The 25,807-nt window shown below is 39.4% G+C and carries 27 protein-coding genes and 1 riboswitch; of the genes, 11 read left to right on the top strand and 16 right to left on the bottom strand.

The window, feature by feature from the left end; all coding sequences use genetic code 11:
* Positions 1-102: 102 nt before the first annotated feature.
* Positions 103-1,395, bottom strand: coding sequence for an O-acetylhomoserine aminocarboxypropyltransferase/cysteine synthase family protein (locus tag AC1ECF_RS16830; protein ID WP_480390589.1), 1,293 nt, complete (start codon positions 1,393-1,395; stop codon positions 103-105).
* 114 nt (positions 1,396-1,509) lie between these two features.
* Positions 1,510-1,621: riboswitch (SAM riboswitch) on the bottom strand.
* Positions 1,622-1,761: 140 nt separating this feature from the next.
* Between AC1ECF_RS16830 and AC1ECF_RS16825 the strand changes: the two genes are divergently transcribed.
* Entirely contained in the window at positions 1,762-2,409 is a 648-nt protein-coding gene (locus AC1ECF_RS16825; protein WP_480390588.1) for a glycerol-3-phosphate acyltransferase, read from the top strand.
* A 9-nt stretch (positions 2,410-2,418) separates the two neighbouring features.
* Positions 2,419-3,006, top strand: coding sequence for a YdcF family protein (locus tag AC1ECF_RS16820; RefSeq protein WP_480390587.1), 588 nt, complete (start codon positions 2,419-2,421; stop codon positions 3,004-3,006).
* An 834-nt stretch (positions 3,007-3,840) separates the two neighbouring features.
* Here AC1ECF_RS16820 and AC1ECF_RS16815 read toward each other — a convergent pair.
* The 4 genes from AC1ECF_RS16815 to AC1ECF_RS16800 form a co-directional block, all read right to left on the bottom strand.
* Positions 3,841-4,311 (bottom strand): DinB family protein, encoded by a 471-nt coding sequence (locus AC1ECF_RS16815; RefSeq protein WP_480390586.1) that lies wholly within the window; start codon positions 4,309-4,311, stop codon positions 3,841-3,843.
* Positions 4,308-5,048: a class I SAM-dependent methyltransferase gene (locus tag AC1ECF_RS16810; protein WP_480390585.1), complete on the bottom strand. Its 741-nt coding sequence runs from the start codon at positions 5,046-5,048 to the stop codon at positions 4,308-4,310. Before AC1ECF_RS16810 ends, AC1ECF_RS16815 begins: the two co-directional genes overlap by 4 nt.
* Before the next feature lie 115 nt (positions 5,049-5,163).
* Positions 5,164-5,508 carry a DUF6176 family protein gene (locus AC1ECF_RS16805; protein ID WP_480390584.1) on the bottom strand — a complete coding sequence of 115 codons (345 nt, stop codon included), beginning with the start codon at positions 5,506-5,508 and terminating at the stop codon, positions 5,164-5,166.
* A 56-nt stretch (positions 5,509-5,564) separates the two neighbouring features.
* Positions 5,565-6,320: a DUF2087 domain-containing protein gene (locus tag AC1ECF_RS16800; protein WP_480390583.1), complete on the bottom strand. Its 756-nt coding sequence runs from the start codon at positions 6,318-6,320 to the stop codon at positions 5,565-5,567.
* Positions 6,321-6,517: 197 nt separating this feature from the next.
* Here AC1ECF_RS16800 and AC1ECF_RS16795 point away from each other — a divergent pair, with 197 nt between their 5' ends.
* The 3 genes from AC1ECF_RS16795 (at position 6,518) to pepT (ending at position 10,301) form a co-directional block, all read left to right on the top strand.
* Complete coding sequence (locus AC1ECF_RS16795; protein WP_480390610.1) at positions 6,518-8,167, top strand: M3 family oligoendopeptidase; 1,650 nt, start codon at positions 6,518-6,520, stop codon at positions 8,165-8,167.
* 220 nt (positions 8,168-8,387) lie between these two features.
* Positions 8,388-9,038: a lysoplasmalogenase gene (locus AC1ECF_RS16790; RefSeq protein ID WP_480390582.1), complete on the top strand. Its 651-nt coding sequence runs from the start codon at positions 8,388-8,390 to the stop codon at positions 9,036-9,038.
* A gap of 36 nt (positions 9,039-9,074) precedes the next feature.
* Positions 9,075-10,301: a peptidase T gene (pepT, locus tag AC1ECF_RS16785; RefSeq protein WP_480390581.1), complete on the top strand. Its 1,227-nt coding sequence runs from the start codon at positions 9,075-9,077 to the stop codon at positions 10,299-10,301.
* A 43-nt stretch (positions 10,302-10,344) separates the two neighbouring features.
* Here the strand turns inward: pepT and AC1ECF_RS16780 are convergent, their stop codons facing one another.
* Positions 10,345-12,483, bottom strand: coding sequence for a YhgE/Pip family protein (locus tag AC1ECF_RS16780; protein WP_480390580.1), 2,139 nt, complete (start codon positions 12,481-12,483; stop codon positions 10,345-10,347).
* 713 nt (positions 12,484-13,196) lie between these two features.
* Complete coding sequence (locus AC1ECF_RS16775) at positions 13,197-14,348, bottom strand: NAD(P)-dependent malic enzyme (protein WP_480390579.1); 1,152 nt, start codon at positions 14,346-14,348, stop codon at positions 13,197-13,199.
* 363 nt (positions 14,349-14,711) lie between these two features.
* On the opposite strand from AC1ECF_RS16775, the gene AC1ECF_RS16770 reads away from it, so the two are divergent.
* On the top strand, positions 14,712-15,029 hold the full coding sequence (locus tag AC1ECF_RS16770; RefSeq protein ID WP_480390578.1) for a DUF3243 family protein: 318 nt from the start codon (positions 14,712-14,714) through the stop codon (positions 15,027-15,029).
* A gap of 246 nt (positions 15,030-15,275) precedes the next feature.
* Here AC1ECF_RS16770 and AC1ECF_RS16765 read toward each other — a convergent pair whose 3' ends face one another.
* From AC1ECF_RS16765 to AC1ECF_RS16750, 4 genes are all read right to left on the bottom strand, one after another.
* Positions 15,276-15,815, bottom strand: coding sequence for a biotin transporter BioY (locus AC1ECF_RS16765; RefSeq protein ID WP_480390577.1), 540 nt, complete (start codon positions 15,813-15,815; stop codon positions 15,276-15,278).
* Between the two features lie 197 nt (positions 15,816-16,012).
* A complete protein-coding gene (locus AC1ECF_RS16760; protein WP_480390576.1) occupies positions 16,013-16,396 on the bottom strand; it encodes a DnaJ family domain-containing protein in 384 nt (127 codons plus the stop codon).
* A 9-nt stretch (positions 16,397-16,405) separates the two neighbouring features.
* Positions 16,406-16,861, bottom strand: coding sequence for a PH domain-containing protein (locus AC1ECF_RS16755; RefSeq protein ID WP_480390575.1), 456 nt, complete (start codon positions 16,859-16,861; stop codon positions 16,406-16,408).
* A 12-nt stretch (positions 16,862-16,873) separates the two neighbouring features.
* Positions 16,874-17,962, bottom strand: coding sequence for an AI-2E family transporter (locus AC1ECF_RS16750; protein ID WP_480390574.1), 1,089 nt, complete (start codon positions 17,960-17,962; stop codon positions 16,874-16,876).
* 144 nt (positions 17,963-18,106) lie between these two features.
* Here AC1ECF_RS16750 and AC1ECF_RS16745 point away from each other — a divergent pair, with 144 nt between their 5' ends.
* The 3 genes from AC1ECF_RS16745 (at position 18,107) to AC1ECF_RS16735 (ending at position 19,971) form a co-directional block, all read left to right on the top strand.
* A complete protein-coding gene (locus AC1ECF_RS16745) occupies positions 18,107-18,673 on the top strand; it encodes a DJ-1/PfpI family protein (RefSeq protein ID WP_480390573.1) in 567 nt (188 codons plus the stop codon).
* A 14-nt stretch (positions 18,674-18,687) separates the two neighbouring features.
* Positions 18,688-18,870, top strand: coding sequence for a hypothetical protein (locus AC1ECF_RS16740; protein ID WP_480390572.1), 183 nt, complete (start codon positions 18,688-18,690; stop codon positions 18,868-18,870).
* 243 nt (positions 18,871-19,113) lie between these two features.
* A complete protein-coding gene (locus AC1ECF_RS16735) occupies positions 19,114-19,971 on the top strand; it encodes an alpha/beta fold hydrolase (RefSeq protein ID WP_480390571.1) in 858 nt (285 codons plus the stop codon).
* On the opposite strand, the gene AC1ECF_RS16730 is transcribed toward AC1ECF_RS16735, so the two are convergent.
* Both AC1ECF_RS16730 and AC1ECF_RS16725 read right to left on the bottom strand, forming a co-directional pair.
* Positions 19,968-20,426: an SRPBCC family protein gene (locus tag AC1ECF_RS16730; RefSeq protein WP_480390570.1), complete on the bottom strand. Its 459-nt coding sequence runs from the start codon at positions 20,424-20,426 to the stop codon at positions 19,968-19,970. The genes AC1ECF_RS16735 and AC1ECF_RS16730 overlap by 4 nt on opposite strands.
* Before the next feature lie 290 nt (positions 20,427-20,716).
* The gene (locus AC1ECF_RS16725; RefSeq protein ID WP_480390569.1) at positions 20,717-22,156 is read right to left on the bottom strand and encodes a DEAD/DEAH box helicase; all 1,440 of its coding nucleotides are present in this window, start codon (positions 22,154-22,156) and stop codon (positions 20,717-20,719) included.
* Positions 22,157-22,351: 195 nt separating this feature from the next.
* Between AC1ECF_RS16725 and AC1ECF_RS16720 the strand changes: the two genes are divergently transcribed.
* The gene (locus AC1ECF_RS16720; RefSeq protein ID WP_480390568.1) at positions 22,352-22,573 is read left to right on the top strand and encodes a DUF2187 family protein; all 222 of its coding nucleotides are present in this window, start codon (positions 22,352-22,354) and stop codon (positions 22,571-22,573) included.
* Here AC1ECF_RS16720 and recQ read toward each other — a convergent pair.
* Together recQ and AC1ECF_RS16710 are read right to left on the bottom strand one after the other, a co-directional pair.
* A complete protein-coding gene (recQ, locus tag AC1ECF_RS16715; protein WP_480390567.1) occupies positions 22,558-24,324 on the bottom strand; it encodes a DNA helicase RecQ in 1,767 nt (588 codons plus the stop codon). The two genes, AC1ECF_RS16720 and recQ, sit on opposite strands and share 16 nt — an antisense overlap.
* A gap of 42 nt (positions 24,325-24,366) precedes the next feature.
* Complete coding sequence (locus AC1ECF_RS16710; RefSeq protein ID WP_480390566.1) at positions 24,367-24,603, bottom strand: hypothetical protein; 237 nt, start codon at positions 24,601-24,603, stop codon at positions 24,367-24,369.
* A gap of 117 nt (positions 24,604-24,720) precedes the next feature.
* On the opposite strand from AC1ECF_RS16710, the gene AC1ECF_RS16705 reads away from it, so the two are divergent.
* Entirely contained in the window at positions 24,721-25,005 is a 285-nt protein-coding gene (locus AC1ECF_RS16705) for a hypothetical protein (RefSeq protein WP_480390565.1), read from the top strand.
* Positions 25,006-25,031: 26 nt separating this feature from the next.
* Here AC1ECF_RS16705 and AC1ECF_RS16700 read toward each other — a convergent pair whose 3' ends face one another.
* Positions 25,032-25,589 carry a GNAT family N-acetyltransferase gene (locus tag AC1ECF_RS16700; protein ID WP_480390564.1) on the bottom strand — a complete coding sequence of 186 codons (558 nt, stop codon included), beginning with the start codon at positions 25,587-25,589 and terminating at the stop codon, positions 25,032-25,034.
* Between the last annotated feature and the right edge of the window lie 218 nt (positions 25,590-25,807).

Here is a 25,807-nt window from a genome sequence, read left to right as displayed (position 1 = left end):
TACAACCTGAGCCAAATCGTACTGAAGTAAATTTTCCAATCTTTCAACGATTGATTATTTTACTTATTGTAGACCATTTTAACCCAAATCACAACAAAAATTCTATCTAGAGAGGACATTTGTTTTTTCTAGAAGAACTCTACCAAGCGCCTCCTTTAAATCTTCGACTGATTCTAAGCCCACTGATAAGCGAATTAAATCCTCGGTTACACCTGTCTTTACTAAATCCTTTGGAGTCAGCTGCTGATGGGTAGTGGATGCTGGGTGTATAATCAGCGATTTTGCATCTCCTACGTTTGCAACATGAGACCAAATTTCAATATTGTCGATGATTTTTCGACCCGCTTCTTTTCCACCCTTTACTCCAAAGGTTAGAATGGAGCCATATCCTGATGTTAAGTATTTTTTTGCAAGCTCATGAGTCGGGTGACTTTCAAGCCCTAAATAGTTGACCCATGTCACTCCTTCATGCTGTTGTAAGTATTCAGCTATCTCCTGTGCATTTTCATTATGCTTCGGCACCCTTAAATGAAGTGTCTCCAATCCTTGTAAGAAGGAAAAGGCAGCCTCCGGGCTAAGAGAGGGACCAAAATCTCTTAACAGCTGTACTCTCAGCTTAATAGCAAACGCTACATCTGGTACATCAATGCCGTAACGTAATCCATGATAGGTTACATCTGGCTCCGTGAAGCCTGGGAACTTATCAGAGTTCCAGTTAAAATTACCACCGTCTACTACGACTCCACCGATTGTTGTTCCATGACCTCCAATCCACTTTGTTGCAGAGTGAATCACCACGTGAGCTCCATGCTCAATTGGATTGCAGCCATAAGGTGTCGCGAATGTATTATCCACCAGTAATGGAACTCCCACCTCATTTGCAATGCTTGCCACTTTCTCTACGTCCAACACATTGAGACTTGGATTACCGATTATTTCAGCAAAGAATCCCTTTGTTTTGTCCGTAGTTGCTTCTCGGAAGCTTTCTGGATTGGTTGAATCAACAAATTTTACGGTAATGCCGTACCTTGGGAGTGTATGGGCAAATAAATTAAATGTTCCTCCATACAAATTCTCAGCTGCAATTATTTCATCGCCTGCTCCTGCAATATTTAAGATAGAAAAAGCAATAGCCGCCATCCCAGAGGAAAGTGCGACAGCCGCTGTTCCTCCTTCTAATGCTGCAATACGTTGTTCAAACACATCAACTGTTGGGTTCGTAATACGGGAGTAAATGTTACCAGTTTCCTTTAAAGCAAATAAGTTTTGTGCATGCTCCGTGTCTTTAAATACATAGGAAGTCGTTTTGTGAATGGGTACCGCTCGTGAGCCAGTGACAGGGTCCGGTTGTTGTCCACCGTGCAGAAGTAATGTTTCTTTGTGAAGATTAGTCATTTGAATTCCTCCAATTTAGTAGTTTAGATGGAATGCTGGAGGCCTCGAGAGGATATTGAACAAGAAAACCCCTCTTCTAGTAATGAGAAGAGGGGACTGTTTGACTTGTTCCTCCTCTTATCTTCCAAATCCAACTAAATGGATTTGTAGGATGTAGCACCTTCCAGTAAAAACTGGGGTTGCTGGACTTCGTAGGGCCTATTCCCTCGGTCTCTCTTGATAAGAGTATTTGGTTTGTATTTCCATCTTGTTACACAGTTTAGCTCCTCTTCTTTTATTCGTCAAGGAAAATAGTTAAAATTCTGAAACTTTTTTGTTCTTACACTCGTTTAATAAAAGGAATACCTTGGAAAGGGGGAACGTAAAATGAGTATTTGGGTATATGGAGTTGCAACTCTTTTCATCGGATATCTTCTTGGGTCAATTCATGGTTCGAAACTAGCACAATTTTTTAGTGGTGTGAATATTAAAAAGGAAGGCCTAAATAATTCTGGTGCATCTAACGCAACCATTGTACTTGGCTGGAAATATGGCATTCTTGTTGGGGTAATCGATATATTAAAAGGCGCCGTTATGATCATTGGCGTTCGATTGTTTGCTCAATATACAGAGATTTTTTCTCCTGCACAGTTAGATTTTTTACTCTATTTAGCTGGGGCTGCTGTAATCCTAGGACATAACTTTCCTATTTACACACGCTTTCAAGGAGGAAAAGGTACTGCTTCCATTATCGGAGTATTACTTGCATTGCATTGGCCGGTAGGGCTTGCCGCATTACTGCTACTTATAGCAATCACTATTATAACGGACTATTTATTAATCGGAGTTTTTGCATTTTACATCGTTTTCGTAGCAGCATCTTTCTGGGTAGCAGACGGATTAGGTCCTGTCATAGTTGCCAGCTTTCTGTTCTTGATGGCCCTTCTACTTCATCGCGAGAATGTTCAGCGACTAATGAAAAAGGAAGAGCGAACACTTTCATCCGTTATTAAGAAGAAAAAGCCTTCAACCTAAGGAGCATACATGAAAAGAAAAATGAGGTGGATTGTGCTAGTACCCGTTTTTATCACCTTTTTTGTTGGAGGAGGATTATGGTTACTAACTGGCAAATGGCTAGAGGATGGACTTAAGCCAGCAGCAGATGGCACAAATGAATATGCAATCGTATTAGGAGCAAAAGTCAAAGAAGGAAATATCCCATCCTTGGCACTTCGTTATCGACTAGAAGCCGCTTTGGAATATGCCCAATCATATCCACACATCAAACTAGTAGTCTCTGGTGGTCAGGGACCTGATGAGGATATAGAAGAAGCAGTTGTAATGAAAGAATACTTGGTCGAACACGGGATTGAAGAGGAAAGAATCATTCTGGAAAATAAATCTACCTCTACTTATGAAAATCTACTATTCTCTCAGGAGATTCTGCCTGATGACGTGGAAGCTGTCACTATCATCACTAGTGATTTCCACTTGCAACGGTCCAAGATAATTGCCGAGGGGCTTGGTTGGGATGCAGACGTAGTTCCTGCCGAGACACCACCAGTAACCGAGGCAAAGCTGAGACTAAGGGAACGTGTAGCATTACTAAGGACATTTATCACTGGACAATGAAACTCTGCCTATGTGGACGGCAGAGTTTTTTAATTGGAGTAAGGGGTGGGGCAGCTAGGATTATTGATTTTCCGCTTCCTACTGGTGGGTTGGCCGTTACTCTCAGTTAGGCGTCGGTTACTCTCATTCGGTGATACTTTATTCTCGGATGGCTTCCCGTTATTCTCGCTGGGAGGCTATTGACTCTCATTCAGCTGATTTACTCTCGTTCGAGGTTACTTTACTCTCGGATAAGGCGAAGTTACTCTCACTCGATTTCCACCTCTTACTGGGTCAGCCGTTACTCTCGCTCGGAGGCTATTTACTCTCACTCAATTTCCCACCTCTTACTGGGTCAGCCGTTACTCTCAGTTAGGCGGTGGTTAATCTCATTCGGTGACACTTTATTCTCGGATGGCTTCCCGTTACTCTCGCTCGGAAGCTATTTACTCTCATTCAGCTGATTTACTCTCGTTCGAGGTTACTTTACTCTCGGATAAGGCGAAGTTACTCTCACTCGATTTCCACCTCTTACTGGGTCAGCCGTTACTCTCGCTCGGAGGCTATTTACTCTCACTCAATTTCCCACCTCTTACTGGGTCAGCCGTTACTCTCAGTTAGGCGGTGGTTAATCTCATTCGGTGACACTTTATTCTCGGATGGCTTCCCGTTACTCTCGCTCGGAAGCTATTTACTCTCATTCAGCTGATTTACTCTCGTTCGGAGGCTATTTATTCTCGGATAGAGCAATTTTACTCTCACTCGATTTCCAATTCTTACTGCTCTAGACGTTACTCCCTGTTCCATCTCCGCCTTACTAATTAGAATATTCTACTACTTAGAAGACCAATTCCCCTATTCAAACAACGATACCTTTATCTCTTTACCCATTCCGTATACTAGCTGTGCATGAAGCTGGCCTCTATGGTGATAGAGGTGAGCTACAATCTCTAGCAGCCATTCAAATCTTGAGTAGGTAGCCCCCCAATAGGAGGTTGCCTGCTCCTCCAATTGATTTTCGGAATATGCTTTATAGGTTGCAGATAGATAAGCAAAGTTTTCTAGTGCTGCCCTTTTTAAATCCTCTACACTTTCGAATTTTAAATAGGAATAGAATTCATTCATCTCTTCCTGTCTATAGCCATTTGCGATAAGGAGATCCGCCTTGCAAATCGTTACCAGATGTTCCAGCTGCTCCTGGATCGACCGCTTTTCAGAAGATGGTCTTACCGACAACTCTTCCTCTGTTAGCTGTTCCATGATAACTAAGACACTATCTAACGCAATTTTTATTTGATTCAAAGCACTGTCACAATAATGATTCATACATTTTTACGCGCCTTTATAATAAAGGTCGGCGGAAGAAATTCCGCTTTTTGATTGGAATACCATTTAGTTGGTGGAGTCTCTCCCTCCGGCATTACAACGTCATCGACTACTTTTTCGATGGCAAAGCCACATTCTATCAGTGTATTAATATATGTACTCAGCTTCCGATGGAACGTAATTACTTCACTATGCCACGCTTCGTTATATTCCGGTCCTTCTTGATTGTATGACTTCTGGAAATAAAATCTCTCTTCTCCATAGGTAATCCGATCATGTAAGGGATGCTCCCAGCTAAAAATGAAAACTCCTCCAGGCTTTAAATAACTTGCAACGTTGGATAGAGTTTTCTTTAAATCCACGGTCCAGCCTAGAGCATAGATTGAGTAGACAACATCAAAATATCCCACAGGAAGCCCCGGATTTTCCTCCATCGGTGATTCAAACAATGACACTTTTACCGACTGATTCGCCAGTACATTCGTGGCAGTCTCTATCTGTTTCGTGGACATATCTAGACCCCACAGCTCACTTGCACCATTCTTACTCATATACTGCAGAGAATGCCCACTGCCACAACCTATGTCTAACACATTTCTTCCCTGCAAATCACCGAACAGCTGAAGTATATCCTCTGATGGTGCATATGGACCATAATCTGGTAGTGCCGTTCTACCAAAGAAGCGTTCCGCCGATTTTTCCCAGCCCGCTTTATTTATTGCTAACATATCATTCATGTACATTCCTCCCCATAACCCCATTCTATAAGGTATGTTTCCATTCCTTCTTGACGGAGAATACATTCACGTAATAAAGAAGTTCTTATCTTACAGGACTTACTAATAGTAATTCTTATTTCATAGACTCTCGTACTTTTTCAGGAATCATTACTACTTCTGTTTGTAAATGAACCGGTTTGTATGTTTTATCGATACACTCTTCCCAATATTCAAGGTGCTTTTTATCAATCCAGTGTTCTGATTCCTCCACCTCGATTCCGTCGGTCCCTTGAACAGAGTACCAATATAGATACTCTTCTCCGTTTAAGATTTCTCGAAAAATCGTCTCGACATACATTTTTTCGCCTTCGAGTGTCATCAGAACATCTTCCATATTTTCGTTTAAGTAGCCTAACCACTCATTTACTTTTTCTGTTTTACCTGGTTTCACTCTAAATCTCGTACACTCTATATTCATTCTCATTCATCCCCTTACACTTTCATTCGTTAATATTCTTACACCATCTCTTTTTATCAGCTCTTCACCCAGTAGACGCTCCCATCGTCCTTTCGATCTAAAAATCCATACTGGATAAGGTAGCGGCGTAATGTTACATAGTCATCATAGATGCTTTTTAATACCTCATTGACTTCTTTTTCTGTGTAACTTTTTCCTTCTTCGAACCGTTTAATAATTACTCGCAGGACACCAAGCTTCTGCTTTTCCTTTTTCGGAAATTTGACCAGCATCCCTTCAACACCTTGAGGAAATAGCTTTTTCTCAAGCACTTGCTGCTCTTCCTGCGTCATATTGTATCGGTCATCCACCATCGTTGCATTCTTATGCGGAGCAAGAAATGCTGGGGCATGTAGATCCTTTTCCTTTAACAGCTCCATCAAGGTCAAAAATATTTTCGCTTGTCGCTCCTTTTCCTTTAATACAAAACGATGATTACGTATAGTAGAAGCGCTACCAATTTGAAGCTCCTGCTGAATCTCTTTGTCATTTTTCCCTTCATAAAAGAGAGCTAGCAGGCTATTTTGATGATCTGTTAAACCAGTAACCTTCTTATTCAACCCTATTAAATATTGAAAAACAGATCCGTGCTTTTCCTCAATATGAAGCTTTGTATAGCGCTCCGCCTCGTATAACACTTCTTCCTTGGGATAAATAATTCCCTTTTCAATTTTTTCTCCGCACAGTAAGCACTCAAATGACTCGGAACTCTCTGTATACCCCCTCTTCAGCTCCTCCATATTGGCGTCCCAAAAGTTTTCTATTAACTCCACGAACAAACAACCCCTTAAAATGTTTGATTTTTTATAAACATATTATATAATTGTCTATATAATGTCAACTGACAATTTAATGTATTGAGATTTATCTGAAAATAAAGCACAATTAGAAGGAATATAGTTATTCCAAAGGGGGAAAAACATTGGTTACTTTTAAGGATTATGAGTATAAGAGACCCGAATTAGTGGAAATGAAGACAAACTTTCACGGTCTTTTATCTAAGTTAAAGGAAGCTTCTACGTTAGAGGAACAAAACAGCATTATCGAAGATTTAAATACTATTCGCAACAATTATTCTACACAAGCCAACTTGGTGTACATTAGAGCTTCTATCGATACACATGATGAGTTTTATCAAAAAGAGAGAGATTATCTTGATGAAACTGGACCAGAGGTAGAGGAGCTAATCACAGAGTATTATAAAATTCTAGTAGCTTCGCCTTTCCGTAAAGAGCTAGAGGAAAAATGGGGAAGCCAACTATTTGATCTAGCAGAGTTTCAAATAAAAGCCTTTTCTCCTGAGGTAATTGGCCTAATGCAAAAAGAAAATAAACTAAGCTCGGATTATTCAAAGCTAGTGGCTTCTGCACAGGTCGAATTTGAAGGTGAAATATACACACTGGCTCAATTAGGGAAGTTTACTGAGTCAACAGATCGCGAAACACGTAAAAAAGCAAGAGAAACATCAGCTAGCTTCTTCTCTGATAATGAAGAAAAGTTTGATGATATATACGATCAATTAGTAAAAACACGTCATGAAATTGCGACAAAGCTTGGCTATAAAAACTTTGTAGAGCTTGGTTATGTTCGCATGAATCGTATCGATTATGATGCAGCTATGGTGAAAAACTTCCGTGATCAAGTAAAGGAATTTATTGTCCCATTAACTACAAAGCTGTATGAGCGTCAAGCGAAGCGCATTGGCGTAGAAAAGCTAAAATTCTATGATGAACCACTTAACTTTTTAACAGGAAATGCTACACCACAGGGTTCTCCTGAATGGATTATTGAAAATGGCAAGAAAATGTATGAAGAACTTTCTCCAGAGACGGCTGAGTTTTTCCAATTCATGATTGATCGTGATTTGATGGATTTAGTTGCGAAAAAAGGGAAAGAGGCTGGAGGCTATTGTACCTTCATCGAGGACTATGAATCTCCATTTATTTTCTCCAACTTCAATGGAACGTCAGGAGACATTGATGTCTTAACACACGAAGCTGGTCACGCCTTTCAGGTTTACTCTAGCAGAAATATCGGAATCCCAGAATATCTATGGCCAACCTTTGAATCAGCAGAAATCCACTCGATGAGTATGGAATTTTTCACATGGCCTTGGATGGAGCTTTTCTTTAAAGACCAAACGGAAAAATATAAGTTTGCTCATTTAAGTAGCGGTCTTCAATTCCTTCCATATGGTGTGGCAGTAGATGAATTCCAGCACGTTGTGTATGAAAATCCTGAAATGACGCCTAAGGAAAGAAAGGCTGCTTGGAGAGAAATCGAAAAAGCTTACTTACCACACCGTGACTATGATGGAAATAGCTATTACGAAAATGGTGGTTTCTGGCATAGACAAGGTCACATTTTTGGTAGCCCATTCTATTACATTGACTACACATTGGCTCAGATCTGTGCGTTCCAATTCTGGAAGCGTTCTAGAGAAAATCATGAGGAGGCTTGGAAGGATTATCTTCACCTTTGCTCACTTGGTGGCTCCAAATCCTTCACAAAGCTAGTAGAAGAAGCGAACCTTATTTCTCCATTCGAGGATGGCTGCGTAGAGTCAGTAATTGGCACTATAGAAGAATATTTAAATAGCGTAGATGACGCAGCTCTTTAATAGCATGATTGTTTTATAAGAAAGGGTGTCCTATAAGCAGAAAACTTATGGGGCACCCCTTCCTTCTTTGTGTATTATTGCTCCAGCTTTAGTCAGATCTATCCTTTTTGCAAAGGACCCCTCTCTAGATAGTTTTCAGAATTCCCTTTTTTTACTTGTATGGAAGGAAATTTTCACTATACTCTCGAAAATAAAATAGAAGAAAAAGGAGGCTTATTTTGTGAATAAAATCATTGCAATACTAGCAGGAGTAATGGGGATTATTTATATTTTCTTTATTCCAGCAGAGCCGGTCGGCACCAAAATTTTCTTTAAATTAATACCTATGCTTCTTATTATTCTTTATGCGCTGCTACAGCCAGCTGGGACACCAAAAAACTATAAAACGCTAATCGTTACTGGTTTATTTATCTGTATGCTTGCTGACGGTCTTATTTATTGGTTTATCATTGGTTTAATTACCTTTTTAATCGGTCATATTTGGTATATATTTGCGTTTCGCAAGATTAAAGCAAAGTCAATCCCAAAGTGGGCTGCTGCTCTATTGCTTGCATATGGTCTCATTATGGTAATCTGGTTAGCCGGAACATTATGGAGAGACGGAGATATGGTCCTTGCTGTTGCGGTAGTGTTATATATCGCAGTCATTCTTACGATGGGTTGGAATGCAATCCAAACCGGCAACAAATTAGCCATTGTCGGAGCTATTTCTTTCATTTTTTCCGATTCCATTCTAGCGATTAATAAATTTATCATGGAGGTGCCGTACTCTCACGCCCTCATCATGATTTCCTATTACGGAGCTCAATTTTTATTCGCCCATAGTATTTACGCCCATTATTCCGCTTCTCGGAATAATCTGTTAAAATAAAGACATGCTTTGCACCAATGGAGGAGACTTTTACACATGAAAAATACTTTAATTGACCGTTTAACTCGCTACGCTAAAATTGATACGCAATCGGATGCCGCAAGCCCAACATGCCCTTCGACAGAAGGACAATGGGATTTACTGCATTTATTACAAAAAGAATTAGAAGAGCTTGGAATGGAAGAAATCACATTAGATGAAAATGGCTATCTTTTCGCATCTCTTCCAGCTAATACAGATAAAGAAGTCCCTACAATCGGCTTCTTAGCGCATGTCGATACAGCAACAGACTATACAGGGAAAAACGTGAAGCCTCAAATAATCGAGAGCTATGACGGGAAAGATATTCAACTAAACGAGTCTACTGTGATGACGGTTGCTGACTTTCCGGAATTAGAGAATTATGTAGGTCATACTTTAATGACAACAGACGGTACCACACTTCTTGGCGCCGACAATAAAGCCGGAATTGCCATTATTATGACTGCAATGGAATACTTCCTTCAAAACCCAGAGGTGAAGCACGGGAAGATTCGTGTGGCATTTACGCCGGACGAGGAAATTGGACGTGGACCTCATAAGTTTGATGTAGAGAAGTTTGGTGCGAAGTATGCGTATACAATGGATGGCGGGCCACTTGGTGAGCTTCAATATGAAAGCTTCAATGCTGCCGGCGCTAAAGTAATCACATACGGAAAGAGCGTTCATCCTGGATCTGCGAAGGATAAAATGGTCAACGCTATTACCATCGCAACAAAATTCCAAGCTCATATGCCAGAGGATGAGGTTCCAGAAAAGACAGATGGCTACGAGGGATTCATCCATCTCATGAAGTTTAATGGAGACGTAGAGAAAACGGAATTAAGCTATATCATCCGAGACCATGACCGCGTAAAATTTGAAGCGAAAAAACAGTTGTTCCTTGATACTGCTGAAAAATTAAAGGCGGCTTATGGAGAAAAAGCAATTGAAGTAACTGTAAATGACCAATACTACAATATGGGAGAGAAAATCACTCCTGTAATGGAAATCGTAGATATCGCAAAGGATGTCATGATCGATTTAGGAATTGAACCTTTAATCATCCCAGTTCGAGGAGGAACAGATGGTTCTCAGCTCTCCTTTATGGGAATGCCGACACCAAATGTCTTTACTGGCGGAGAAAACTATCACGGGAAGTATGAATACATCTCAGTGGATGCCATGGAAAAGGCTACAGAAGTAATGAAGGGGATTATCCAATCCTTCGAAAAACAAGCTTAATTTTTAAAGCGTCAGACCCACCGAGGAGTCTGACGCTTTTTTATTAGATCGCTTCTTTCGTGAAAGAACTAGTAACTTTTTTATAGCTAAATGCAAATACTGCAAATGCCAATACTAGGAACGCTAGTAATACCATCAGCAATACAAACGCATTCGCCATTAGGTACGGCGTATCCCCTAATGAGATAATTCCTTTAAAGCCTGCATTTGAGTAAGTTAACGGTAAGAATTTACTTAATGTTTGTAAGTTCTCAGGCAGCATAGGGATCGGAAGGTTTGATCCTGTTGTAGATAACTGCAATACGATAAATGCAAGGGCTACAAAACGGCCGATGTTTCCACCTACTGCTACCAAGAAGAATATAATCGCCATGAAAGTCAAGCTCACGAAAATCGTGAACAGAATGAACAGCCCGGCGTTTGCAACATCCAGCTTGAGGAATAATAGCGTAAACAAGGATACGAATAGCCCTTGCGCTACCGCAAAAATAGAAAGCTGTAGTAGTTTGCTTGTATACCAGCTAACAACCGATCCCGGTAATACAGCTGGACGCTTGAAGTCTACTATAAAGGACAGTACTAGCATGCCTACAAACAATGCCAAGGAAATAATATAAGGCGCTGTTGAATCACGATAGAAGCTATAGCCGTTAACTGTATCCCCCTTCAATTGAACAGGATTTGCAAACATCGCAATATTGTTGTCTCCAACTTGAATAGCACTTACTTGGTCACGCCCACCTGTAAGCCCAGTGTTCAACTCTTGGCTTCCACTCTGGAGCTTCGTTGCTCCATCGTTTAAAGAATTAACCCCTAACGTAATTGTTTCCCAACCTACTGCTACTGTTTGGTTGCCCTCACTAATTTGAGATAGTCCAGTTTTTAGGTCAGAAACAGCATTAGTGATTCTATTCCAAGAAACAGTGAGAGAAGAGTTCCCATTAGCCACTTGGTTTGCACCAGATTTCAGCTTATCAATACCAGCTACTGCGGAGGTTTGTCCTGCTACAAGCTGATTTAAACCGCCATCTAGCTGCTTAGAGCCAGCTGTTAGTTGATTCACACCAGCCACAACCGTGTTAGCTCCTTGCTGTAAAGGCTGAACCTGTTGGTCGAATTGGACTAACCCTTGAGAGATTTTTTCGCTTGTCCCAACTAAAGTGAGAAAATCTACGTCCTTCGCAAGCTCAGGATGCTTCGCTAAGTATGCCTTCAACCCATCAGTTAGTTGCTGAGAGCCACCTGAAAGCGTTTTCGTTGTTTCTGTCACTTTCGTTATGCCAGCAGCTAGCTGCTCCGTCCCCGGCTTTAATTGTTTTTCTAGTCCTGCTGTCAAATTAGCACTGCCTGCTTTAGCAGATTGTAAGCCTGCTAACACTTGCTCAGAGCCTGCTTTCAAGGAATCTACACCCGTTGCTAATTCTTTAGAACCTGCAGCAAGTCTTCTGATATCTCCTTCTCCACCCTTGATAGAGTTTAATAACTGCGAAGCTCCTTGCTCTGCAGTTTGAGCACCAGTTGCTAGTGTTTGAATGTCACCTGACTTCTCATTTAAAGATTGAAGTAATTGATTAGTCCCATTAGAGAGAGTCGTGGTCCCTTCATAGATTTGGTTAGATCCGTCCGCACCACTAGCAAAGCCATTCGAAATATCTCCAAAACGAGCAAATAATGTACGAGTATATGTTTCTGTAATCTTATTTCCTAGCTGTTCTCTTAGCTTCTCCGTAGCGCTTTTGGTTACTTGAGATGCCATAAAATTTAGCCCCTCATTTTGTGTATAAAGAAGCTCCGGGGTTTCAGGATTTGCATCTAATACAGTAGAAACCTTTTTAGAGAAATCTTGTGGGATTTCCACCATCATGTAATATTTTTGGCTTTTTAATCCCTTTTCCGCTTCCTCTTTCGATACAAAATTCCATCCTAATGAAGGATTTGCCTTTAGTTCTTCAACCAAATCGGCTCCCACATTAATAGGTGTTTCACCGGACATAGCGCCTTCATCGTTATTGACAAATGCAACAGGAAGATTGTCTAAATTATCATATGGACCCCATGTTGCAGACAACAATACAGCAACATAGACAATCGGAATCAAGAGAACTCCGATTAGAGAAAATAACACCCCTTTTTTCTCTGTGAGCTTAGAAAGCTCTTTTCCCAGCAGTTTGAACGTTCCCATACTAAACCCCCTTTATCTTTTTTTTCGAATAAAATGAATGGTCATTCATTTTATTCTTACACTAATTATATTTCAAATTTTTAGAAAATACATTATTTTTGTTATATAACAATTTCTGTAAAAAGGAGCGTTTATTTTGGCTACTATAACAGTAAAAGTACTGATACTGTTGTGTTTTGGAGAGTTGTTATAGTGGAAAGATTATTTGGCGAGGAAGAAAATGAAAAGGCTACTAATTAGAAATGGATGAATAGTGAAAAGGATAGACTAATACCTGATAGATTAAAGATTCCGTTCACTTAAAAGGATGGAAAAGTTCTAGGGACAACCTCACCCCTCAATAATTTCCAAATAAACGGAAATACTTGCGGATTGAGAGAAGTTACTTGCTGAAGTCAAGTATTTTTCCCGTTAAAACTCCATTGAAAACAGTCAATTCTACAGTTACTTGCTATCTACACTCCCTTATTTCGTCCAAGCTAAACTAACATAAATAAAACCCACCAACCAGGTTGATGGGTTACATTTTATATGGTTCAAGCGCTTTTTCCATGCTATTTATAAGGCTGCTTCCCACACCCCTGACCACAGAGCGAGCCATGAACAATAAGTTCTTCAACTAGACAAGCGGTCGCCTCGGGCCTTGTGGAAACGTAATATTCTAAGGGTTCCATTTTTATTCCCTCCTCTACGGATAAAAAGGGAAAAGGTTTCTAATCTGCAGCGCTTACTGCTGTTGCAACGGCCGTCACTACTCTTTGGTCAAATGGCTTAGGGATGATATATTGTTCAGTTAGCTCCTCAGGTGAGATCAAGGATGCTATCGCCTCCACCGCTGCAAGCTTCATCTTTTCTGTAATGTCTTTTGCACGAGATTCTAAAGCACCTTTGAAAATCCCTGGGAAAGCTAACACATTATTAATTTGGTTAGGGTAATCTGATCGACCAGTAGCTATTATTCGCACGCCCCATTCCACTGCATTTTCATACGAAATCTCAGGATGAGGATTTGCTAGAGCAAAAATAATTGGATCCTCATTCATAGAGTCAATTATTTGTTTCGTCAGCAGGTTTGCCACAGATACACCTATAAAGACGTCAGCGCCTTTCATCGCCTCTTCTAAACCACCCTTTATGCCATTAGGATTAGATATATCTGCTACCATTTGTTTTACCGCATTCATGCCCTGCTCCCGATTTTTATATATAATTCCTCTCGTATCACACATTATAATTTCCGTATAACCTTGTTGATTTAAAAGCTTTAGGATAGATATTCCGGCAGCACCTGCTCCATTAACGACAATCTTTATGTTCTCTTTCTTTTTGTCCACTAGCTTTAGGGCATTCACCAATCCTGCACTGACCACAATTGCTGTACCATGCTGATCATCATGGAAAACAGGAATATCTAATTCCTCTCGAAGTCGGGTTTCAATTTCAAAGCAACGAGGTGCTGATATGTCCTCCAAATTAATCGCACCGAACGTCGGACTCAGCGCCTTCACCGTTTTGATAATCTCCTCTACATCTTTCGTGTCTAGACAAATAGGAAAGGCATCAATACCTGCAAATTCCTTTAATAAAATCGACTTACCCTCCATCACAGGTAATGCAGCAAGCGGACCAATATCTCCTAATCCCAAAACAGCTGAGCCATCCGTCACAACACCAACTAAGTTGCCTTTCATGGTATATTCATATGCTTTATTAGCATCCTTTTGAATTTCTATACATGGCTCTGCCACCCCAGGAGAATAAGCTAAGCTAAGGTCATCCATATTATTTACTGGCACCTTTGTTTTTATCTCCATTTTCCCTTGATTTTCTTGATGAAGCTGTAAAGCACTTTCCCTTAAAGTCATCTACCGACACATCCCCACACATGTAATTTGTTTAAATGTTTATCAGTATTATGAAGCTGGATGACAATTTGTATCCATTTTTCTCATAAAAAAAAGGTATCTACAATGGGAGTAGATACCTTACTAATGCACAATGTTAACTGTTGAGGGGAGTCACTTGTGCAAAATTAACTTTTTCAGCGACAATTTGGAGAAAAGTTGCTGTAAGAGCCTTCTCTATTTTAAGAGGAGGTTTTCTATATGGTAATGATAATCATTTTCAATTAAAATGTCAATAGATTTCCTATTTTTTTTAGAACCTTAAAATGCATATTACCATCATCGCTGGGAATAGCTAAATACAGAAAAGGGAGGAGGAAAAGCATGAAGAAGAAAAACATCAATAAAGAAGTAGAAATCGCTTTAGAAAGCTTTAGTCCTGAGCAAAAAGACGATATTCTGAAGAACTTCTCAACTTTTAAAGGCTACCTTGCTGATAAAGTACGTGCTGGAGAGAAAATGGGCTTCAGTGAAGAAACGTTAGCAAAAGCTACAGAAAAAGTTGCTGGCTACCTTGCGACTCATGAAGAACCAAGAAATCGTGAAGAGCACCTTCTAAAAGAACTGTGGAAAAGCTCTGACAAAGATCAGCAAAAAGCTCTTAGCCACATGTTATTAAATCTTGTGAAGAATGAAGGATAATCGAAAAGAAGCTGATGGCCGATTTATGGATAATCCTGAAGGAGTCAAGTCGGATAAAATTAGCATATTCGATATGCATGAGGATATGCAGACCGTTGACACCATTTCTATCGAAGATCTAAGACTCAATTTGGAAGACGAAAAAAATCCTACTCACACCAAAGATCGTTCCTCTAGCGAGGAGCGTTATCCCCCTAGTTAAAGATAAAAGAATTGCTCTACCTCCAGGAGCAATTCTTTTATTTTTTATATTAATTTTGCGGACTTTAGTCGTACCCTTATGCGCAAACCAACAAATGCAGCTATTATAGCTTTTATTAAGTCGGGAACTATAAAAAGAAGTAATCCACTTTCGAACGCAGCATGCCATGTTAATCCAGACACTATTTTTAACCACAAGGAACCAATTACCAAAATAAGCAGAGCACCTAAACAATTCGCGATAATAGTATGCCATTTGTTGTACTTAAAAAACTCTGTATAACTGCTTATGAATACTGCAACAGGAAGAAGACCTACTAAATAACCTCCCGTAGGTCCTGTAAGTACAGCAAGCCCGCCCTTCATGCCCCCAAAAACTGGAGCACCTGCCATCCCCATTGCAAGGTATAAAACGATTGCCAATAGAGTATATCTAGTTGGTAAAATAGTAGCTGTTAACATGACTGCAATGGTTAATAAAGTGAACGGCACCGGTGGAATATTGAGCATTATTTGTGCAGCCACTGCTATGATTGCAGCAAACATCGCCGCTACAATCATTTCCTTTAGTTTTTTATTTCCCATTTCCATTTCCCCTTTAAAATGAGTAAACCTAAATGTCATTATAAGTTAACACATTTAACAAATAATAGAAAGAGGGTTCTGAAAATTGTATAAGGGAGAGGGCGCAAGTGAAGGACAATAAAGCACTTCGAATACTGAGCTGTCCCATCAAAATTGGCAAAGTGCTATAAAAAAAGACAAAACCATATAGGTTTTGTCTACCAATGTTGGACTATATTCTCTATGGTTTCCCATCTTACCTGTCCCTTTTGTAAAGGAGGAGGACATGCCTTGTTATAAGCAATAATTTTCTCATTTACTTTTGTGATGCGGAACTGCAAACCTTCTGTTAGACCGCTCTTCTTCTTATTCGAGATATCTTGGATTTCTTCTCGAATTTCGTGTTGAAGCTTTAGCCAATGGGGTTTAAAGCCTGCATCCTTTGCAATCTTTTGAAAGTGTTGAAAGACGTCTCCAGTAAGGTATTCCTCACTCAGAGGCTTTCCTTGGCCTTTCAAGTTATCCATTCCACCTGTCTTCTCGTACGACCTTAAAATATCTCCCATTAAGTCATTTCTTGGCTGGTTCTCAAATTGATCCATCCCTATCCCTCATTTCACATAATGAATAGACGGTACTTTTTGTAATAGGACCTCCAAAAACTTCTCTTTATCGCTAGGAGAGATGATGACACTCCCTAAGGAAGCTCTTTTGTAGTGAATTTCTAAGGCATCCTTAGAGGACAGAATACGATAACCAGATAGAATTTCCTTCGTATGGTTAACCTTGGTTATATCCTCATAAGGGATTTTGCTTCGGAAAGGACCACCTTTAACAAAGAGATAGTCCTTCTCGAACACATAGCGGATATCTAGGGATATCCAAAGTAAAAAACCCTCGAATAATACAAGCAAGGCAAGACAGAGGAAGATACCGGCCCACTCCGGTTTTTTTTCACTTATAAATATTTCATAAGCTACTGGCCAAAGACAAGCTACCCCTATAAGCCCCATGGCTATGCCCATCAACTTTTTAAACGTACTGTCCATCTTCGACGTAAACTCCATCCCAAACACCCCTTATACCGACTTGGTGGCGGTATCCTTTATCCCCTCTCGAATAGCATAGATATTCTTTAGAATAGATTTAATCACTGCATAAGTAGGAACCCCTAAAATAATTCCCCATAGTCCAGCTATATTCCCCGCAGCCAAAATGATTGTAATAACTGTTAAAGGATGAATATCCAAGGATTTACCCATCACATTCGGAGTTATAAAATTACTTTCAATCTGCTGTGCTAATAGCATGACAATCGCTACATAAATAGCAAGTCTTGGCTCTTGTATTAGTGCAATTATTAACGCTGGCACCAATGAAATGTAAGGTCCCAAGAAAGGAATTACATTCATTAGCATACCAAAAATGGCTAATAACAGCGCATACTCAAGTCCGATAATAGAGTAACCAATAAAGAGCATGACTCCTACTAAAAAGCTGACAAATAATTGCCCTTGAATGTACGCACGCAATGTTGCATCAATATCTCTTAATGTCTTAGCAACCCACTTCTTTTTGTCTCCCTTAAAGAATTGAGTGACAAAAGGAAGAAATTTCTCATGATCCTTCAACATATATACTAGGAAGAAAGGCACTAGTATAAGTAGAAATACCCCTTGAAAAACATTTTGAATAAATTTCACAAGAATGGATCCCGCCGACACAGCAAAGCTATCTATTTTTTTAGCTGCACTCTCAACTGTGTCCTGAATCGCTTGTGGAAGCTCCGAGAACCTATCTCGCTGAGAAATAGAGTAATTTATAAATTCCTCCACTTCCTTCACCATTTCCGGCATATTTTTACTTAGAGTACTTACTTGCTTTGAAACAGCAGGACCTACTAATGCATAGAAGCCCCATCCTAATAATCCGATTACGATAAAAACAGAGATAATACTAGCCCATCGTGGAAACTTATTTGACTCTAACCATTTTTGTAACGGGCGAGTTAAATAAAATAGTACTCCTCCAAGCAATAATGGGACAAAAATTGCCTGGGCAATAATAATGAATGGTGAGAATATGCCTTTTACAAGCATAAACATATAAATAATACCTAAAGTTAATAAAATTGCTACTCCAACTTGAAACCAGAGCTTCTTGGTCAAAATTACTTCACATCCTCTAATTTATCCTAAATTACATTACGTATGAACTTCTGGGAAAGTTTCATTTCCTATCAATAATATTACCATCTTCTATGATAAACTATTAGTATGATTATTTACCATATTAAACCAAAGGGGACATCTATGATGAATGTATTATTCTTTGCTTTTCCTCAATATGCCGACTTTGAGGTTGCTCATACTTTATTCTTTCTAAGAAAGCTTGGGAAAGCCCAAATAACTACTTTTAGTGCGGATGGAAAGCCTGTAGAGAGTGTTGCTGGCTTGACAACAATTGCAAACACTTCCGCGGAAGAGGTGGATGTTCGGAAGTTTGATCTTGTTCTACTACCAGGAGGAGATGGTGTGCAAGAGGTACTGGATAACTCCACTCTTTCAGACTTATTAAAACAAGCTTATTCACTCCATATCCCTATTGCAAGTATTTGTGCCTCCGCTACATTTCTTTCAAAAGCAGGTTTGCTTGAAGGAAAGGAGTTTACTTGTCAGCCTGGGACCTTCGAGCACTTTAGAGAGTTATTTGAAGGTGCTCACTATATCGGTAGTGAGGTGGAAATTGGAAAAGGCTTTATCACAGCAAAAGGAACTGCTTTTCCGCAATTTACACTAGAGGTATGCAAATTAGCCGGACTTATCAAAGACAGCAAGCATGCAGAGTCTATTCTTACATTCTGCAAAGGGTCAGCATAGAAAGGAGTGCTTGTATGCGTTTAATTAGAATACTGCTAATTTTAGCCTTCAGTTGGATTCTTACGCTTATTTTTATGGGAATTGGTGTGTTATTCAATGACCTAGAGCTGGTGTTTGTCTTTATTTTATCCCTTATAGTCATCTTGTTAATCTATGCGATTAATCTGTTAAGGGAGCTAAATGAAAAAATAAAATAACACTCTGAGGAGACACAAGAATTAATTTGGATAAGATATCATTCATTTTATTTATAAGTATGATTCTATCTATCATTATTGGATTATTGGATTTAAGTTTGTTCGGAGGCAATGAAATAATTTTATTTGTAGTGTGTTTCATTATTGTTTTATTAATATATATCACAAGCCTATTAAGTGACCTTAGAGCTGGTCAGGAACAATTAATCCACTTTTACCAAAAGAACCAAAGGAGAATGGACCATGACGAAATGGAAGGTGGAAATGCTTCAGACGCCAAGGGGAAGGTTTGAGATTTTTACAAAGGGAGTTGGTAAACCCCTCTGTGTCACCCATTTGTATTCAGAATACAACAGCTCTGGTGACTATTTTGCAGAGATGTTCACCGACCATTATCAGGTATTCCTAGTCAATTTAAGGGATGCAGGGAATTCAGAAAAGCCAAAGGAAGCATTTGAGCTTAGTATGATTGATGCTGTACTAGATTTAGAGGCTATAAGAGAATCAAAAGGATTCACAACTTGGGCCTTTGTCGGACATTCAACAGGCGGAATGCTAGGACTTCTTTATGGAATCCATTTCTCCTCTTCATTGGATGCTCTTATCGCTGTAGGATCAGCTGCCAGAGAATACAGCTCCTCCTCTGAAAGATGTATTTATAATGAAAAACATCCCCACTATGCTAGAATGCAAGAGCTGATGGAGATATTGAAAAAATCTACTCTTTCTGCTGAAGAAAGAACTTCCTATAGCAAGAAAAGAATCCAGCTTTCCCTTTATCGTCCCGAAAAATATGAGGAGTTCTTTTCTAAAGGTATCTCCAAAAGCATTGTTGCTAGTCGATTGAACTTTTTTAGCAGAGAGGCGCTGATTTACGATGTCACTCGTCAGTTGCCTTCCATTCAAGTCAAAACCTATATCCTTTGCGGACAACATGACGTCCAATGTCCAGTAGAATTTTCATTTGAAATGAAAGAATTGATCCCCCGCTCCTCTTTATGGATTTTTGAAGAAAGTAATCATTATCCTTTTTTAGAGGAAAAACAAGCTTTTGAGGAGGCTGTTTCTTTCATTGTTCAGGGACTCTCATTTCCTAACTAATTGTATTGTTCTTCTGCGTACTTTTTTAGAGCATCTACACGAGTCACAATAAAGTTTCTCATATATCTTTCTAAAAACAGTTTATCTGCAAGCTTACCAAGGATACCTAAGGGAGAAGTATAGATGAAGGTATCCTTCATTACTGTACCGTTACCTTTTTGAACAAACTCATGGGTGTGGGTAAAGGAATGGAATGCCCCCTTCACCATGACATCTGTAAATTTGTGTGGTCGATCCATCTGCGAAATTTTAGCTGTTAGTCTTTGCTTAACTCCTAGATGTACTGCTTCCCAAGTAACGGTCTGCCCCTCTTCAATGTATCCCGAAGTAACTCCGGCAATTGCTCTCTCTTTTGTTTTGGCTGTTGTTTTCATATGTATATCAATGTCTCTGGCTAAGTCAAAGCAGACTTCTATTGGCGCTTCTATATACACTTCATATTGGATTACTGGCATAAACTTTGCTCCTTATCAGCATGAGGGTGGGACAATTAAGACGTTCTTTTTGGTCCTCCGATGCGACGGCCACTTAGAGCAGGAAAACGTTATCGCACGATGAGACGTTCTTATTTTCCAAACTTAAAATGAGCCATAGCTGCACGCTAACGCATACTGTTGCTATGGCTCAACTGTAACCCTGTTTTTACAGCAATCATCGGCACCGCTTTGAACCATGAGTACTTCCTAATAAAAATCTTTAACAAGTGGAATATACTCATCATGTTTTTTTGTCCAAGCCTCCATCATTATTTCTTCGCTATGTGGACCTTCAGTTGTTTTCCTTTTACTGTTGTGTTTTTCATGGTCTTTAATACAAGGGGACCTTTACCGTTTAGTATTTCTACATAGGTCGAGTTGTCCTGAATCGTAATAATGCCAATATCGTCGGCAGTGACACCATTTATTCTTGCGATGGTTCCTACAAAATCGACTGCGCGAAGCTTCTTTTTCTTACCACCGTTAAAATAAAGCTTCGTAATACCTTCGTTTAGCTTTTCACCTTTCTGTGATTTAAGCTTAGGTGCTTCCTCCATTTTCTCAAGGAAAGCTTCTCTATTTTTCGAAACCTCTTCTTCTGTATAGTTAGGACCCGCTTCTATTTCAAAGCCGATATATTCCTCAATTTCTTTTACAAATTTCCCTTCGTGAGGGGTAGCAAGTAAAATAGACTTTCCGGTCATCCCAGCACGTCCAGTTCTACCCGTACGGTGTACATAGCTTTCTCGTTCAAGTGGTACATCAAAATGAACAACAAGGCTTATATTTTCTATATCAATTCCACGTGCTGCTACATCCGTTGCAATAAGATAGCGAAATTCCCCTCTTCGGAAATCATCCATCACTTCGAAACGGTCTTCTTGATGCATGCCCCCATGAAGCTTATCTGCTGTGTATCCTTTTCGGTCCAGCACATCCACTAGCATATCAACGCGATCCTTCGTTCGACAAAAGATAATACAGCTATCTGGATTTTCTACAATTGTCATCTTTTCCAGAAATGCTATCTTCTCTTCCTCTTTTACGACATATTTTGCATGCTCGATAGAGGATGGTTGTAACTCATTGGTTTCAACCTCGACAGAAACAGGTGCTTTCATATGCGCACTGCTCAAGTTCTTTATATCCTCAGAAAGTGTGGCTGAAAAAAGCATCGTTGTGCGGTTCTCCGGCAACAGTTTAATAATAGATTCTACCTGCTCTAGGAATCCCATATTTAACATTTCATCTGCTTCATCAAGCACTAAGTATTCTATTTTCGAAACGTCAAGCGTACCCTTTTCTATATGGTCTAATACACGCCCTGGGGTACCCACTACTATATGTGTCTTCTGCTTTAATGCAAGCTTTTGCTTTGCAAAAGGAGACTTTCCATAGACAGCAAGAGCCTTTATCCGCTTAAAACGGCCGATATTTGTAAAGTCCTCCTGTACCTGTACAGCTAGCTCTCTCGTAGGAACCAAAACAAGTACCTGTGGCTTGTTTTCTTCCCATTTCACTAATTGACACAGTGGAATAGCATAGGCAGCAGTTTTACCACTTCCTGTTTTAGATTGGACTGTTACATCCTGCTTTTGTAGTGCAACCGGTATCACTCTTTGCTGAACCTCTGTCGGCTCTTGGTAGCCTAACTGGTCAATCGCTTTTATAATTTTTTCATCTAATTTTAGATTTTTAAACTGGTTCATTTATTTTCTCCTCTATTTTAAGCTTTCTAATTAATTTTAAACTTCGACAACTAATTTATTCGTTTAATCGACAAAAACGTATCTTATTCTGGTAATCTCTCTATATAAAAGCTTAATTTCCTCTGTTTAGGTTCCATCTATGGTACAATGAAACTATCGCTTTTTGTGAGAATTTTATAGAAAAGAGGCAATGACATGAGTTTCCAACGACAACCAAAGGATGTTACACCTTTCGTGGCAGCACGGAAAATTGATGAGAAAATCTCTTTTACTCGAAATAACCATGAGGTGCAAGGCACAATCTTTAAAATCTTAGAGCAATCGGTAATTGTGGAAATATCCACGGAAGATGCAAAAAAGATTAATGTCCCTTCCAACTTAACAGTAGTATCTCATAAACACTACACCGTAATATAACGTCTAATTTCCTCGATAAATGCCTTTCCGTATTTATCTCGTTTATTAGCGCCAACACCATGGACATCTAATAGCTCTTCTTCGGTTTGCGGACGCTTTACACACATGTCCTGTAACGTTTTATCAGAAAAAATGACAAACGGAGGTACTCCTGCCTCGTCCGCAAGTTTTTTCCGAAGTGCTCTTAATCCTTCAAATAACGGATCATCCACAGCAATTTTCTTCGTTACCGTTGCCCCTCTTCGCATAATTTTACTACTCCCTAATAAAACTTCCTTCCCCTTAGGGGAAATATAAATCGTAGGCATGCTCCCATGGTTTACTAGTAATAATCCCTCTGCAATCATAAACTCAATAAGTCCAGAAACCTCTTTTACTGATTTTCCTTTTAAAATTCCATAAGTAGATAGCTTCGTAAATCCAAAGTCTTGGATTTTTTTGTTTTTTGAGCCAGTTAAAACTTGCGCAGTTATCGTCTTTCCAAATTTTTGTCCCATGCGAACAACACAAGAAAGGACCATTTGCACTTCCTTTGTGACATCCTGAATTTCTCTATTATCTGTGCAGTTTCCACATCTGCCACAGTCCCCGCTAGTTGGTTCGCCAAAGTATTCTACGATGAATTTTTGTAGACAGCTTTCTGTATGACAGTAATCTACCATTCCTTGGAGTTTTTCTAGCTCTTGCGGAATTCTATCGCGGTCCGGTGACTGATCAATTAAGAAACGTTGCGTTTGGACGTCTTGAGATGCATAGAGGACAACACATTCACTTGGCAATCCATCTCTCCCTGCTCTCCCTGCCTCCTGATAATAGCTTTCCATATTTTTCGGTAGCTGATAATGAATGACATAGCGAACATTGGATTTATCGATCCCCATACCAAAAGCATTCGTGGCAACCATTACCTGAGCGTCATCCGTCAGAAAGCGTTCCTGCTCTTGATTCCGCATTACCTCGGACAAGCCTGCATGATACTTTGCAGCACGAACCCCTGCTTTATTTAACAAATCATAGAGCAAGTCCACTGTCTTTCTCGTTGCTGCATAAATAATCCCAACTTCATTTGCATTCTTTTTAATAAAATCCTTGAGGAATTTGTTTTTGTCTTGTCCCAACACGACAGAAAAGGTTAGATTCTCTCTTTCAAAACCCGTAATTACCGTGTGGTCTTCACTGATTTGCAGTAGCTTGCAAATATCCTCTCGAACAGCCGGAGTTGCTGTTGCAGTTAGCGCTAAGATGACAGGCTCCTCGGTAAAAACTTCCTTTAATCGATGAATCAAACGGTAGCTAGGACGAAAATCATGTCCCCACTGTGAAATACAATGCGCTTCATCTATTGCAATCAAAGGCACCTTTACTCTTTTTAGCTGGTTTAAAAAAAATTGCGAATCTAGTCGTTCAGGAGCAATGTACAGTAAGCGATACTGACCATTCACAACCTCCTCCATAGTTTCTCTCACTTCTTCCGTAGTCAATGAGCTATTGATGAAGGCTGCTGGTATCCCCGCCTGCAATAGTGTGTCCACCTGATCCTTCATGAGGGAAATTAAGGGAGAAATCACAATGGTAGTACCTTCTAGCATAAGAGAAGGAATCTGATAACAGAGCGATTTCCCTCCTCCAGTAGGCATTACACATAAGCTGGATTGCTGATTCAACACATGTTGGATAATCGTTTCCTGCCCCTCACGGAAGGAGTCGTAGCCGTAGTATTTATGCAGTAATTGTCTTGCTTGTTTTATCAATAATGTCACTCCTTATATTAGTGAAGCAAAAGAGGAAACAGATTATTTTCCGTTTCCTCTTTTATTCGGTCCTGATTGATTCGTCGGCTTTGGATCAATCTTGTCTTTGTCTGGTCTTAATAACAGTAATCCAAGAAGAGAAGAAAGGATTGCTGCTCCAGCAGTCATGATAATTTTATTTAGGTTGGATACTTCATCGTATTGATCCTGACTTAGCATAATCGTGGCCAATATGATTACTATTACCATGATAGGCACAATACCTTTTAATTTATTCAATGGTAACTTCCTTTCCGTTACATATCTATCTCCATTGTACCACAAGGTCGGTAGAGAAGGAGATTCAAGGAATCTTTCTCTTCCTGCTTTTCGTCAAATAGGAGAGGGGGAAGCCAAATGTGGGAATTACTATTATTCGCTTTTATTTTTGTTTTCGTTACTGTTTATGTGGGATTTTTACTAACTTTGAAGAAAAGTAGAAAAAGGAAGTTTGTTACTTGGGGTTTACTAACTATGTTCATTTTCGCGCCGGGCCTTAGTTGGCTATTCGGTATGAGTGTTGGGATACTCGTTGGGGATGGTTTTGCCGCAGGAGCCATGATGGTAATTTTATTTCCTATTATTTTCATACTTGGTCTTATCCTATTACTAATAGGCATTTTTAAAAAATGGCATGATTGATATGAAAAGAAACACTTCTTGCTGTTTCATTCTGTTGATATTGATATGTTAGATTTAACAAAATGAAAAAGGAAAGTCCCAGGAAATCTCTTCAACAATTTCAAATACTCATCTTTCGAAATCATCCCTCGATTAATCATAACCTCGTATGAATTTCCACTATCTATCATATTTAGGTTTGTATTTCGATAACCGTTTCGAAGATAAAAATTTTTCGTTATAACTCTTTGCTCGTAGTTACTTGCAGTCTCGTCAACCGCTTCAATATTAAGGACTATTCGGTTATCTGGGTACTTTTCTTTTATTTGTGACAATACCTTTTTCCCATATCCTTTTGATCTAATTTTATCGTTTATTGCCAAATATAAAATAAACGTCAAATCTTCATAAGTGATTAAATAAGTGAATCCAACAAAGACATCACTATCATAAAAAGCTAAAAAATCTACATATTCTCTTTTTGCTCTCCATAACAAAAAGCCAAATGGAATTTGTTCATTTTCAGGAAAAGAACTAAGCAATAATTCTTTTACTTTCTCCATTTCCTTTGATCTCTTCGTAATTGGCTCTTCTCTTAAGTTCATCCAATCCGCCCCTTTTCCGCATTTCCATCTTTCTCTTAAATTTCTCTTAAAGCGAGAAATCCGTCTCTTGAACTTAGTAAATTTTATGCACTCAAAACAATTAAAAGACATATCTCTGATTAAAGAAAGCACTTATGATTCTGAACTGCACCCCGTTTGTTAGACACATCTAACAATTGGAGGTGCAGTTTTTTATGACCAAGTATACGATGAATAAA

It is taken from the genome of Psychrobacillus sp. Z3-81, from assembly GCF_056620325.1.
This window is presented reverse-complemented; position numbering and strand designations above follow the sequence as displayed.

What these genes read in the sequence shown, in the direction of transcription:
- AC1ECF_RS16805 (WP_480390584.1), bottom strand. Translation starts at nt 5,508, where the DNA reads ATGAATATAGAGTGTACGAGATTTAGAGTGAAACCAGGTAAAACAGAA.
- AC1ECF_RS16760 (WP_480390576.1), bottom strand. Translation starts at nt 16,396, where the DNA reads ATGGATCAATTTGAGAACCAGCCAAGAAATGACTTAATGGGAGATATT.
- pepT (WP_480390581.1), top strand. Translation starts at nt 9,075, where the DNA reads ATGAAAAATACTTTAATTGACCGTTTAACTCGCTACGCTAAAATTGAT.
- AC1ECF_RS16755 (WP_480390575.1), bottom strand. Translation starts at nt 16,861, where the DNA reads ATGGAGTTTACGTCGAAGATGGACAGTACGTTTAAAAAGTTGATGGGC.
- AC1ECF_RS16795 (WP_480390610.1), top strand. Translation starts at nt 6,518, where the DNA reads ATGAAGACAAACTTTCACGGTCTTTTATCTAAGTTAAAGGAAGCTTCT.
- AC1ECF_RS16745 (WP_480390573.1), top strand. Translation starts at nt 18,107, where the DNA reads ATGATGAATGTATTATTCTTTGCTTTTCCTCAATATGCCGACTTTGAG.
- AC1ECF_RS16775 (WP_480390579.1), bottom strand. Translation starts at nt 14,348, where the DNA reads ATGACTTTAAGGGAAAGTGCTTTACAGCTTCATCAAGAAAATCAAGGG.
- AC1ECF_RS16820 (WP_480390587.1), top strand. Translation starts at nt 2,419, where the DNA reads ATGAAAAGAAAAATGAGGTGGATTGTGCTAGTACCCGTTTTTATCACC.
- AC1ECF_RS16765 (WP_480390577.1), bottom strand. Translation starts at nt 15,815, where the DNA reads ATGGGAAATAAAAAACTAAAGGAAATGATTGTAGCGGCGATGTTTGCT.
- AC1ECF_RS16730 (WP_480390570.1), bottom strand. Translation starts at nt 20,426, where the DNA reads ATGCCAGTAATCCAATATGAAGTGTATATAGAAGCGCCAATAGAAGTC.
- AC1ECF_RS16700 (WP_480390564.1), bottom strand. Translation starts at nt 25,589, where the DNA reads ATGAACTTAAGAGAAGAGCCAATTACGAAGAGATCAAAGGAAATGGAG.
- AC1ECF_RS16815 (WP_480390586.1), bottom strand. Translation starts at nt 4,311, where the DNA reads ATGAATCATTATTGTGACAGTGCTTTGAATCAAATAAAAATTGCGTTA.
- AC1ECF_RS16780 (WP_480390580.1), bottom strand. Translation starts at nt 12,483, where the DNA reads ATGGGAACGTTCAAACTGCTGGGAAAAGAGCTTTCTAAGCTCACAGAG.
- AC1ECF_RS16830 (WP_480390589.1), bottom strand. Translation starts at nt 1,395, where the DNA reads ATGACTAATCTTCACAAAGAAACATTACTTCTGCACGGTGGACAACAA.
- AC1ECF_RS16825 (WP_480390588.1), top strand. Translation starts at nt 1,762, where the DNA reads ATGAGTATTTGGGTATATGGAGTTGCAACTCTTTTCATCGGATATCTT.
- AC1ECF_RS16725 (WP_480390569.1), bottom strand. Translation starts at nt 22,156, where the DNA reads ATGAACCAGTTTAAAAATCTAAAATTAGATGAAAAAATTATAAAAGCG.
- AC1ECF_RS16735 (WP_480390571.1), top strand. Translation starts at nt 19,114, where the DNA reads ATGACGAAATGGAAGGTGGAAATGCTTCAGACGCCAAGGGGAAGGTTT.
- AC1ECF_RS16810 (WP_480390585.1), bottom strand. Translation starts at nt 5,048, where the DNA reads ATGAATGATATGTTAGCAATAAATAAAGCGGGCTGGGAAAAATCGGCG.
- AC1ECF_RS16770 (WP_480390578.1), top strand. Translation starts at nt 14,712, where the DNA reads ATGAAGAAGAAAAACATCAATAAAGAAGTAGAAATCGCTTTAGAAAGC.
- AC1ECF_RS16740 (WP_480390572.1), top strand. Translation starts at nt 18,688, where the DNA reads ATGCGTTTAATTAGAATACTGCTAATTTTAGCCTTCAGTTGGATTCTT.
- AC1ECF_RS16720 (WP_480390568.1), top strand. Translation starts at nt 22,352, where the DNA reads ATGAGTTTCCAACGACAACCAAAGGATGTTACACCTTTCGTGGCAGCA.
- AC1ECF_RS16705 (WP_480390565.1), top strand. Translation starts at nt 24,721, where the DNA reads ATGTGGGAATTACTATTATTCGCTTTTATTTTTGTTTTCGTTACTGTT.